The organism is Archangium sp. (assembly GCF_036389735.1).
In the GTDB taxonomy this organism is placed as follows: domain Bacteria; phylum Myxococcota; class Myxococcia; order Myxococcales; family Myxococcaceae; genus Archangium.
Map to the genome: position 1 here is coordinate 1 of NZ_DASVWK010000716.1, position 9,937 is coordinate 9,937.

Here is a 9,937-nt window from a genome sequence, read left to right on the forward strand (position 1 = left end):
CCCAGCGAACTCTCTCTTCCGCGGACTGGGTGGACCCTCGTCTTCTTCTCACCCACTTGCGCTCATCCACTCCACCGCCTCAACCGCAAGCCGCATGACCTGCGGCTCTCTCGGGCTTAAAATGGCGAAAGTCGAGTCAGAGACATGATCGGACCTCCGCCTTCAGGAGTGATCTTGACGGAAATTTTGCCTTCGCCGTCAGAGCAGGCAATCGCTTTTTGCCTTGCGTCAGCGAGGTCAACACATCGAATGACCTCACCATTGCCTAGCGTCAAGAGGACTAGGTTCGCCATTGCTCGCACCTCAAAAGTGATTTCGTTGTGCCGGCCATTGCGCACGGTTTGTCTTCTTCTTAGCCCCGTCTCTAGGCGTGGGCAATGCAGCCTTGCTCCCAACGCACTGCATCGTCAGTGCCTTATGGCCCCAAGCACCAACCCGTCCGCCTCCAACCGTAGCGCCGCCCTTCGCCTCGGCGCAACCCGGGCTCACTCCCCCAGCCAATAGAGGCCGCGCCGGGTGCGCAGCGCCTGCTCCAGGAACTCCGAGAAGGAGCTAGCGACTGGCCCGCAGTATTTCGGGTTGGGCCATGCCTCGTGGTAGCCGTCCGTCAGGGGGTAGCGGTCGTTCTCCTGGCGGGCCACATCCACCAGCACGTAATTGCCGTCCTGGACATCGCAGATGGCGTAGGCCGAGGCTGGACCCCACTTGTCGTCATCCTCACCGTAGATGGCCACCCGCGCCCGGACAATTTGTGAGAGGGGGAGTATCTGGTAGGGCGAGTCAGGTAGCCGTTCGATCAACTCGGCGCCGTTGCAATGCAGATAGAAGGCGCGCAGGTCCGGGTCCAACTTCCACCCCACTCGCTGCTCGAACTCCTCGATCTCCTCGGGTGTGGCTGGGGGATAGGGGAAGTGCTTGCGGGAAATCTCTTCGAGCAAGCTGCTCATGGGGGTGGCCATCGTCAGTTGTCCGTGTAGGGCAGGTCGGGGCCCACTGTATTCCAGGGGGCCTGACCCGCGTAGCAGGCGGGGTACGCCCTGTTGTAGATGTCGTGAACGACCGGCTCGGCGGGAATGATGTTGTTGGGGTCTACCGGGTCGCCGCCGTGTTGGAGATCTCGGATGTGGTGCCCCGGCCAGGATTTCCCGCCAGTGCCGGGCCACTCCCCGAACTTCTTGCTCCAGTCGTCACGGAAGGACTTCCTGATCCGGTCCCACTCCTTGCGGCGAGCTGCATTGTCCTCGGGTGACAGTTCAGGGTAGTCGCAGCAACAGTGATAGATTCCGTAGCGGCTCCCGGCCTTCACGGGAAGGGGCAGGAGGACGAGGCTTCCCACCCAGTCCAGCTTGATGTCGGCCAGCCACATGCAGCCCTTGAGCTTGTAGCCCGCGCCGCACTCCCTCTGGCACTGGTTCATGAACTCCCGGCGGCACTGCCAGGGGCCGTAGTAGAGCGTCGTCTTCATCTGCCCGCCCGGCACGTTCAACCAGGGCAGTTCCGTCTTCCTCGCGGGTTGGACTCCTGGAGAGGGCGAAGGGCCAGAGCCTCCCGTCCCCTGGGGTGTCGCGCATCCGGTGAGGAGCACCAACAGCACCACCGCTCCGGCCAGCTTCATGGAAGTCCCCCGTGGTGATGGCCACCCCCTGATGGGTTGCCAGTCCGAGGGAACACCCGGTGGGTCTGACAAGCGCCGGAGCGCCAGGCGTCAGGGGAAGGTTACGTTTCCGAGGGTGACAAGACGCTTCCCTCTCTCACCTGCCGTGTCCCGAGCGCGGGGGTCCCACCAGCATGAAGGTGGCGCTCGTTGGAGCCGCCCCATCCGCGAAGCGCACCACCACCTTGAACCGCTCTCCAGTCTGGCGACGACAGCGAGCCCGTGGCCAGGGCCACCATCTCCCGCTGGATGAAGAAGGCACAGAAACGGGCCGGGCTGCCCGGTCACCGGGGCTCTGCTCATCCTGCGGCACAACCTTCCGCTCGCGGCTGGCGATGCGTGGAGACCGGCCTGGACGTCACAACCAGCGACGAGGTGTGGGCCCCGCCCTCGGACAGGAGGGCGTGCCGAAGAAGGGGTCGCAGGAGCGCTGAGCAGGGCCGCCGCGTGGAACGTCCCGTCCTGCTGCCGCGCCGCGTGGTGCGCCCCCCCCTTTCTCCGCAGTTCATCTAACATATTTATTTTATTGTGGTTTTCGTGAGCTTGGCGCTCCGGAAACAGGCTGTCCGCGCCTGCCCTGACTATGGCGGCCATGACATTTCACGATTTCTTCGCCGTCGTCACCACCCCCGGACTTCTTGGGGGCGTCTTCACCCTGGGGGCCGCCATCATCAACCTGCGGGCCGCCATCATCAACGCTCGGAAGGGCGCCCCGCCGCCTCCCCCGCCGGTTCCTTCGGAGAGCCGCCCCCCTCGCGCTACAGGAGCACCCCCTACAAAGGCCGGCTAACGCCTGGTCACTTCCACCGCCCCTGCATTGCCGCCTCGTACTTGCGGCGCACCTCGTCCTCCCGCGCGTCGCCGGTGCGCGTTGCCTCCCCGGGCACCGGCCGGTGGGCGGGGCAGAGGTCCACCTCGCCCACTCGGTAGGTGCAGGTGTCGCACAGGAGAGCGTCGCACGTGCCGGACTTCCGCCCCGGAACCCGCCTGTCGCAGAGCCGCGTGTGGGGTGCCGCCCGCAGACGCTGCACGGGACGCGCCTGCTGCTCGTCCTGCCGGAGGGGGACTGGCGTGTGCTCGCGGCACGGCGCCTCCACCTTCCGCTCCGTGAGTGTCACCCGTTAAAGCCGCACGCTTCTCGGCATAAGGATCTTGGCGGTCATTCCCGCTGATGTCCTGGCTGGTCGGCCAGTGCGTTTTCATCCAATCCACCCGAGGAGGAATCCAGATGGAACACGTCAGCCTCTCCGCTGAACTGGGGGAAATTTGTTATGCCATTGAGGGCGCCCACTGGATCGCGGACAGCGTCGCCATGGGCGCGGTGCCCGACCCGGATCGGAAGCACAGCGCGCCCGTCATCATCAGCGCCATCCTGCTGCTGGTGGAGAACAGGCTGCATCAGCTCGGCCGTGTGCTCCGGGGCGAGGAGAACCCGGCGCACCTGTTGACGCCGCACAACACCACCTCCGGGAAGTACGCGGACAGGGAAGACGTGGTTCTGCGGGCCTGGGACCGGGGCGGAGCGTCGAGACCGTCTCCGTCCCAGCAGAAGGAGACCGAGCAACCCCGTCCAGTAGCGGGAACGGAGCCAACCCGTCCGTTGGAGGAAAGCTTTCCCGTCCAGCTCGGTACTCAGGGAGAGCAGCCACCACCCACCGGGGAGCAGGGCTGACGGCTGCTGCCCGTGTCGTGCCTGTAGTTCCGGGGAAGGGAGGTGAAGACGACGATGGGCACCATGAAGAAGCTGGCCACCTCACCGCTCACCCGCCGGGTAGCAATGGCCATCCTGATCGGGCTGGCCGAGCACCTGCGGGAAGTCATGCGACAGGGGCGGTGAAGAAGTCCGAGAAGAGAGGCACGGTCCCCGCTGCACCAACACCCACCCTGGTGTCTCCGGCCTGGGCCGGGTGGTGTGGCGGGGGCCGGGTTGTCGGGCACCAGCTCCGGTGCAGTTCCACCGCTGGAAGTCCCCGGTCACTTCTCACGGTGGTCCTCGAGATTTTTAGGTGTCAGGGGCGCCCGTACCCCTCGTGCGCGAGGAAGAGGCACGGCTTACCCTGGGTCCCCCATGGGGAAGGCCAGGGCGTAGGCCAGGGCGTAGGCCAGCAACCGGGAGGGTGTGCAGCTCGCCAGATGGCCCCCGAAAAAATCGAGATCCACCCCATGCCCAGGGGGGCTCAATGAAGACCGGAGCCTTGCAGATTGGACCCGAGACAAGGGAACCACTGTCCCCCCTGGGGTGGGGGGTTCACCCGATCTCGATAGCCCTCGCAATTGGCGAGGGGCGAGGAAGGCGAAGAGGGCCGGGAAGGGCCAGCAGAACGGACCCGGGCCAGTCCACCAGGGCCATTGCAACCGGGCTTCTACTTCACGAGGCGCAGCATCACCCTCAACGCCTGCGTCTCGGACGTGTTCTCCGTCGTCATGTTGGCCATCTCGGCGCGGAGCTGGTGGAAGATGGCGAGCTGCCGCTCCATGGTGGTCTCCAGGGTCCGGCGGTGACGCTCCAGCTTCTTCAAGTCCGCGTCTTCAAGCAGCAACACCTCGGCGGCAAGCCGTTCACGCAGCGGTCCGAGGACGGCTTCTTCTTCGGCCTGCTTCATGATGAGAGCGCTCCGCACCACCCGGGCCATGTTGCCCAGGTTCTCGTAGCTGGCCGCGTCGAGCTGTTCCGTCTCGCCATTCTCCTGGGCCGCATCCCCAAGCTCCCGACCCGCAGGGAGAAAGAGAGGTGGCGCAAGGACATCTGCACGCCGGCCTACGACAGGTGCATTGATGCTGGCGGTGGAAGTATCGAAGGCCGCGTCTGGGACGAGACGCAGTGCAAGGCGTGCTACGAAGCCTGCATGCGCTACGGGTCATGGCCCAAGGAGGCCAACGACAAGCCCTGTCCAGGAGCGTGACCATGCGACGCACACGAAAAGAGCGAGGGTTGGCGCGTGGGCAGGAGAAGGACCAGCTCCTCGTGAAGCTGTTGAAGGCCGACGCCCCCTACGAGGAGATAAAGCGAGCATTGCTGGAGCTGGAGAAACGGTGGTTGCGCGAGGCGAAGACCGAGGTTGAACGTCAGCAGACCCGGCGCAGCATCACGGAGGATCTCGTTTCTCAAGCGTACTCGTTCGACATGCCGTGGGAGGAGTTCGGCCAGTGGCTTCGCCGTGTCCAACGGCTCGGCTTCTCCAACCTCGCGCTGCGTGTCCACATCGCCTGCCTCTACGTGCAATCGCTCCACCTCTATCCCCGCCGGGCCCGGGAGGCATGGGAGATGCTGGAGGACGCGGAGCGGAGGGTCCTGCGCATCCGTAAGGAGCACTTCCTCCGGAAGGAGAGCCTGAACGCCATTGCCCACGCGAAGGAGGTGGCCCCGGTGGGCAGGCCCACCTCCCGATGAAGGGGAGCTGTATGCCTACGAAAACGTTACGCCGTCGAGAGTCACGCCCCCGTCTCCAGCCTCATCCGCCCACAGCTTGAGCGTGAAGGTGCCCCGGGCCTCGCTCTCCGTCGCGTTCATCTCCACGGTGATGTTCCGGAACCGCCCCGGCAGGATGGGCTCCAGGGGCCACACTGTCAGCCCTGTCAGCGCCTCCTGCTTGGCGCCCACCAGCGCCGCCCCCGTGGGCGTCCACGCCACTGTACCCGGATTGAACAGCTTCACCTTCACGGCCACTCGTCCTCGCCCCTTGGGTCCGACGGCCCGGTAGCTGATGACCTTCCGCGCGACGAGCGAGTCTCCCGGACGCTGAGTGACGTTGAGGGTAATCACATGGGCGACGATGTCCTTCTCGTCGAGCCACCCGTTCTCGATGAGGCCCATCAGCCCCACCTGACCGCCGCACTCGGCCTGGAGACGCGCCTTCTCCTCCCGGCACTGCTGGACCTCGGCTCGCGCCTGCTGCTCACCCTGGCGCAGGGATGCCACGGTGCGCTCGTGGCGCGACACCTCCACCTGGCGCTCCGCCTGGGATGGGTGGACCACCAGCACGAACGTGGCGCTCGACGGGGCCGCGCCGTCCTCGAAGTAGACCGTCACCCGCACGCGCGCTCCGTCGTGCAGCGCCTCCGAGGCCGCGAGCATCAGGGTGTCCTCCACCACCTTCACCCGGCGGAACCGCTCCCGTCCCTCCACCACCACGCGCGCCAGCTTCGCGTCGAAGAGCAGGTTGAGGGTCAGTTCCGGCCGGATGCACACCTCCGGCGGCTTGCTGGGGGCGTCCGCGTACAGCTCGATGTAGCGCGTACCCGCCTCGCAGGTGGGGAGCGGCACCTGCTCGGTCGCGTCGGTGGGTGAGGCGAGTAGGGCCAGTCCGAGCAGGGCGGTGGAGGACAAGGCGAACACGGAGCGGGCACCTCTACGAAGAAAGCGAAGAGACCGGAGACGTGGGCTCTAACACACCTTCCTCCCCGGTCGTGCGCGAGCTGCCCCCTGCATCCAGCCCGTCAAGCACTCGGATGGCGCTACTGGAAGCGGTTCACCGTCGTCACATCCACGAAGGGGTTGACCCTGATCGCCTCGCCATCGGGCCTGATCTCCAGGCCACGCTCGATACCGGCTTCCCTCAGTTCCATGCAGACGGTGAACGTGTCCCCGGTGGGCGTAACGGCCTGGGTGATGTGGCCGTAGACGAGTTTCTCCCCGATGCAAAGCTGGCCGGAGAGGCGGGAGCCGTTCGGCAATGCCGTTCGTCCATCAACCTCCCAGTGGCCTTGCAACTCAATCGAGAAGGCGCCTTCCTTCACGGGGACGGGCTTGCGCTTCTCCCACCCGGGGAAGACGGCGCCCCCGTCCCTGTTCCCGACGGGGATGCCGAGCTGGCGGGTCATGGTCTCGACGGCACCGGCCGGGCACGCCTGGGGGGCGGGCTCCTTGCGGACCTGGGCGCCGGGACAGGCCATGTTGGCGGCAGCGGCCACGGCGAGCAGCACGTTGGCTCCTGTGGAGCCGTTGCCCTTCTTCTCCCTCTCCGCCTGTGAGCCGGGGGCCTTCTTCTTCATGCGAGTCGTTCCCGAGCTGAGCGTCACGGTGGTGACGGGCGCAGGGGTGTCCGCCCTCGGGGGCGCTGCGCCTGCGTCAGCTTCGGGCGGCTTCCACGGGGGCGCCACTTCATGGACGTGCGTGGCCCAGGGCGTCGGGCCGTCGAGAGAGAATTCCGCAGGTACAGGTGACGCCAACACCGGCTGGCCTGGCGCGGGTGGCGGAGTGGGGGCGGGCGGTGTCGGCCGAAGCTGGTCGAGGAAGAAAACCACGCCCACCACGAGTCCCACCACGAGTCCCACCACGGCCACGAGGACGGGAACGGCACGTTTCACTCGGGTGCGAAGCGTGGAGACGGTTGACGCGGTGGGCGGCTCGGGTGGGGCGGGAGCTACAACGGGAGGAGCAGGAGGAGCGGGCGGCCTGCCCCGCTTGGGCTTCTGCCGAATCCATCGGCGCAGCCACGCCTGGGGGTCGTGGCCCACCAGCTCCGGCGCGTCCTCGGTGGTACGTCCGTCCACCGTCCAGCCGTAGCACAAGGGCACTTCCCACCGGGGGTCCGCCTTCGCCTCCTCCAGCAGCTTCTCCAGCGCCTCGCATAACGCCTCGGCATCCGGCACACGAGCGGGCTCCTTGGCCAGCAGGTGCAGGCACAGCTCGCTCAAGGCCCCGGGCACGCGGGAGTTGCGCACATGCGGGGGCTTGGGGTTGCCTTCAAGAATCTCCCCCAGCAACTCGTCGTCCGGGCCGTTGAAGGGGTACACGTCAGTGGCGAGCACGTAGAGGATGACGCCCAGCGCGTACAGTTCGTCCTTCACCGAGTAGTCGTAGCTCTCCCCCCGCTTTCGGTCCTCGCGCAGGAAGAAGGCCACGGCCTCGGGGCCGCGGTAGCGGAGGTTGGCCGGGGCCAGGGCTCCGGTGACGCGAGGAGCACCCGGCATGGCACCGGCTCCGAAGTCCACCAGCACCGGCGCTCCGTCCGTCTCGCGCACCAGCACGTTGTCGCCCTTCAAGTCCCGGTGCTTCACCTCCTGGGCGTGCACCGCCTTCAACGCCCGGGAGAGCGGCAGCAACTTCTCCACCAGCTCGCGGGCGCACGGGTTGTTGTCCCGGGCCCACTGATAGAGCGTCACTCCCGGCACGTACTCCATGACGAGCACCAGGTACTCGGGCTTCTCCTCGGGCCACTTGAAGTGGCTCAGCAGCCGCACCACGTTGGGAAACACGTGACGGAGCATGATGAACAGCTCGCGCCAGCCCCACTCCCCCACGCTCTCCAGGTGGATGAACTTGAGGGCGCACGGGCCACCGTCGCGCCACGCGAGGAACACCTTGCCGAAACCACCAGCTCCCAGCTTCTTCTCGATGCGGTAGCCGCTCACCACCATGCCCGGCCGCACCACGTCCTCCAGCGTGGGCTTCATGGTGCCTCTCCAGCGGCACCGGCCAGTAACGGTGGAAGTCCGGTCATGCGCTCAACCTCGGGAGTGGGGAGGCTACCAGAACCCGGGGCCTCCCATGCTCGGGGATGGACCCGGTGGAAGCGCGACGTGCCCGGCTGGTCGACTGCATGGAGGATCCATGAGCGGCAAAAACACGCACACCCTCCGCTCCGAGTCGAGCGCCGTCAGTCTCAACCGGGAACTGTCCAACCTGGAGCACGCCCAAGCCCAGGTTCCCACCCTCCGGTGAGGCTCTGCGGTAGCAGGGCTGCTCACTTCTCGTGCTGGTCCAACCAGAATTGGCGTCCGTTGCTCCGCAGCGCCTCGGCCAGGAACTCGGAGAAGGAGGAGGCGAGCGGCCAAGTGTATTCCTTGTTACGCCATGCCTCCTTCCAGCCGTCCATGAGGGGGTAGCGGCCATCAACCTGCTGGCTCACGTCCACCATGACGTAATCGCCATCCTGCACGTCGCAGATCGCGTAGATGGATGCAGGCCCCCACTGGTCGTCATCGTCACCGAAGATCGCCGCCCTTCCTCTCTCGATTTCGGACAGCGGGAGGATTCTGAATGGGGACAATGGAGGCGGCTCGAACAACCGTGCCCCATTGCAGTGCAGGTAGAAGGCCCGCAGGTCCGGGTCCAGTTTCCAGCCCACCCGCTACTCGAACTCCTCGATCTCCTCGGGCGTGGCGGGGGGATGCGGGAAGGGCTCGCGGGAGACCGCTTCGAGCAAGTCGCTCATGGGCGTGGCCATCGTCAGTTGTCCCAGTAGGGCAAGTCGGGTATCGACGGCACCCGGACCGCTCAACGCCCAGCACCACGCTTCAACCAGAACTGGCGCCCCTTACTCCGCAGTGCATCCTCCAAGAACTCCGAGAAGGAACTGGCAATCTGGCCGCATTGCTTCGGGTCCGGCCATGCTTCATGCCAGCCATCGACGAGGGGGTAACGTCCGATCTCCTGGCGGCCCACATCCACCACCACGTAATCGCCGTCCTGAACGTAGCAGAGTGCATACACGGAGGCGGGACCCCACTGGTCATCGTCTTCATCATAGATGGCCACCCGCGCCCGGATGATCTCGGACAAGGGAAGGATGCGGTAAGGGCAACCTGGCCGCTGCTTGAACAACTCCGCCCCGTTGCAATGCAGATAGAAGGCCCGGAGGTCCGGGTCCAGCTTCCAGCCCATCCGCCGCTCGAACTGCTCGATCTCCTCGGGCGTGGCGGGGGAATACGGGAAGTGGTCGCGGGAGACCTCTTCGAGCAGGCGGCTCATGAGCGTAGCCATCGTCAGTTGTCCGTGTAGGGCAGGTCGGGCCCCACTGTATTCCAGGGCGATTGGCCGCCGTAGCGGGGTACGCCTTGGTGAAGACCTTATGCACACCCGGCTGCGCGGGAATGATGTTGTTGCGGTCCACCGGGTTGCCACCGTGCTTCAGGTCACGGACATGGTGCCCTGGCCAATTCTCCCCGTTTTCGAAGGGCCACTGCCCGAACTTCTTTGACCAATCATCCCGGAACGACGCTCTGAAGGCGTCCCATATATCGCGCTGGGTCTCGTTTTCTTCCTTCGACAGCTCGGTGTAGTTGCAGCAGCAGTGATAGATGCCATAGCGGCTTCCCGCCTTGACGGGAACGGGTAGGACGACGAGGCTCCCCTCCCAATCGAACTTGAAGTCGGCGAGCCACATACACCCCTTGAGCGTGTGGCCCTCGCTGGCGCATTCCCTCTGGCACCCGTTCATGAACTCCCGGCGGCACTGCCAGGGGCCGTAGAAGAGGGTCGTCTTCATGCGCCCGCCTGGCACGTTCAACCAGGGCAGTTCCTTCTTCACGGCGGGCCTGGCCCCCGGTGAGGGCGAAGGG

11 protein-coding genes are annotated in these 9,937 nt (G+C 65.9%); 3 read left to right on the forward strand and 8 right to left on the reverse strand.

Annotation, left to right across the window (positions count from 1 at the left end):
* Nucleotides 1–485: 485 nt before the first annotated feature.
* From VF794_RS25305 to VF794_RS25315, 3 genes are all read right to left on the reverse strand, one after another.
* Nucleotides 486–959, reverse strand: a complete 474-nt coding sequence (locus VF794_RS25305; RefSeq protein ID WP_331114688.1) for an SMI1/KNR4 family protein — start codon at nucleotides 957–959, stop codon at nucleotides 486–488.
* Nucleotides 960–961: 2 nt separating this feature from the next.
* A complete protein-coding gene (locus VF794_RS25310; protein ID WP_331114690.1) occupies nucleotides 962–1,615 on the reverse strand; it encodes a hypothetical protein in 654 nt (217 codons plus the stop codon).
* Between the two features lie 836 nt (nucleotides 1,616–2,451).
* Nucleotides 2,452–2,751, reverse strand: a complete 300-nt coding sequence (locus tag VF794_RS25315) for a hypothetical protein (protein ID WP_331114692.1) — start codon at nucleotides 2,749–2,751, stop codon at nucleotides 2,452–2,454.
* A 131-nt stretch (nucleotides 2,752–2,882) separates the two neighbouring features.
* On the opposite strand from VF794_RS25315, the gene VF794_RS25320 reads away from it, so the two are divergent.
* Together VF794_RS25320 and VF794_RS25325 are read left to right on the forward strand one after the other, a co-directional pair.
* Nucleotides 2,883–3,326: a hypothetical protein gene (locus tag VF794_RS25320; protein ID WP_331114694.1), complete on the forward strand. Its 444-nt coding sequence runs from the start codon at nucleotides 2,883–2,885 to the stop codon at nucleotides 3,324–3,326.
* A 42-nt stretch (nucleotides 3,327–3,368) separates the two neighbouring features.
* The gene (locus VF794_RS25325) at nucleotides 3,369–3,491 is read left to right on the forward strand and encodes a hypothetical protein (RefSeq protein ID WP_331114696.1); all 123 of its coding nucleotides are present in this window, start codon (nucleotides 3,369–3,371) and stop codon (nucleotides 3,489–3,491) included.
* Between the two features lie 526 nt (nucleotides 3,492–4,017).
* Here the strand turns inward: VF794_RS25325 and VF794_RS25330 are convergent.
* Nucleotides 4,018–4,257, reverse strand: a complete 240-nt coding sequence (locus tag VF794_RS25330; protein ID WP_331114698.1) for a hypothetical protein — start codon at nucleotides 4,255–4,257, stop codon at nucleotides 4,018–4,020.
* 302 nt (nucleotides 4,258–4,559) lie between these two features.
* On the opposite strand from VF794_RS25330, the gene VF794_RS25335 reads away from it, so the two are divergent.
* The gene (locus tag VF794_RS25335) at nucleotides 4,560–5,045 is read left to right on the forward strand and encodes a hypothetical protein (RefSeq protein WP_331114700.1); all 486 of its coding nucleotides are present in this window, start codon (nucleotides 4,560–4,562) and stop codon (nucleotides 5,043–5,045) included.
* A gap of 15 nt (nucleotides 5,046–5,060) precedes the next feature.
* On the opposite strand, the gene VF794_RS25340 is transcribed toward VF794_RS25335, so the two are convergent.
* The 4 genes from VF794_RS25340 to VF794_RS25355 all read right to left on the reverse strand — a co-directional run bounded on the left by VF794_RS25340 (nucleotide 5,061) and on the right by VF794_RS25355 (nucleotide 9,359).
* The gene (locus VF794_RS25340) at nucleotides 5,061–5,990 is read right to left on the reverse strand and encodes a DUF2381 family protein (RefSeq protein ID WP_331114702.1); all 930 of its coding nucleotides are present in this window, start codon (nucleotides 5,988–5,990) and stop codon (nucleotides 5,061–5,063) included.
* Between the two features lie 119 nt (nucleotides 5,991–6,109).
* On the reverse strand, nucleotides 6,110–8,050 hold the full coding sequence (locus VF794_RS25345) for a serine/threonine-protein kinase (protein WP_331114703.1): 1,941 nt from the start codon (nucleotides 8,048–8,050) through the stop codon (nucleotides 6,110–6,112).
* A 290-nt stretch (nucleotides 8,051–8,340) separates the two neighbouring features.
* Nucleotides 8,341–8,724: an SMI1/KNR4 family protein gene (locus tag VF794_RS25350; protein WP_414640951.1), complete on the reverse strand. Its 384-nt coding sequence runs from the start codon at nucleotides 8,722–8,724 to the stop codon at nucleotides 8,341–8,343.
* 149 nt (nucleotides 8,725–8,873) lie between these two features.
* Nucleotides 8,874–9,359 carry an SMI1/KNR4 family protein gene (locus VF794_RS25355; protein ID WP_414640952.1) on the reverse strand — a complete coding sequence of 162 codons (486 nt, stop codon included), beginning with the start codon at nucleotides 9,357–9,359 and terminating at the stop codon, nucleotides 8,874–8,876.
* Between the last annotated feature and the right edge of the window lie 578 nt (nucleotides 9,360–9,937).

What these genes read in the sequence shown, in the direction of transcription:
- VF794_RS25305 (WP_331114688.1), bottom strand. Translation starts at nt 959, where the DNA reads ATGGCCACCCCCATGAGCAGCTTGCTCGAAGAGATTTCCCGCAAGCAC.
- VF794_RS25310 (WP_331114690.1), bottom strand. Translation starts at nt 1,615, where the DNA reads ATGAAGCTGGCCGGAGCGGTGGTGCTGTTGGTGCTCCTCACCGGATGC.
- VF794_RS25320 (WP_331114694.1), top strand. Translation starts at nt 2,883, where the DNA reads ATGGAACACGTCAGCCTCTCCGCTGAACTGGGGGAAATTTGTTATGCC.
- VF794_RS25330 (WP_331114698.1), bottom strand. Translation starts at nt 4,257, where the DNA reads ATGAAGCAGGCCGAAGAAGAAGCCGTCCTCGGACCGCTGCGTGAACGG.
- VF794_RS25335 (WP_331114700.1), top strand. Translation starts at nt 4,560, where the DNA reads ATGCGACGCACACGAAAAGAGCGAGGGTTGGCGCGTGGGCAGGAGAAG.
- VF794_RS25345 (WP_331114703.1), bottom strand. Translation starts at nt 8,050, where the DNA reads ATGAAGCCCACGCTGGAGGACGTGGTGCGGCCGGGCATGGTGGTGAGC.
- VF794_RS25355 (WP_414640952.1), bottom strand. Translation starts at nt 9,359, where the DNA reads ATGGCTACGCTCATGAGCCGCCTGCTCGAAGAGGTCTCCCGCGACCAC.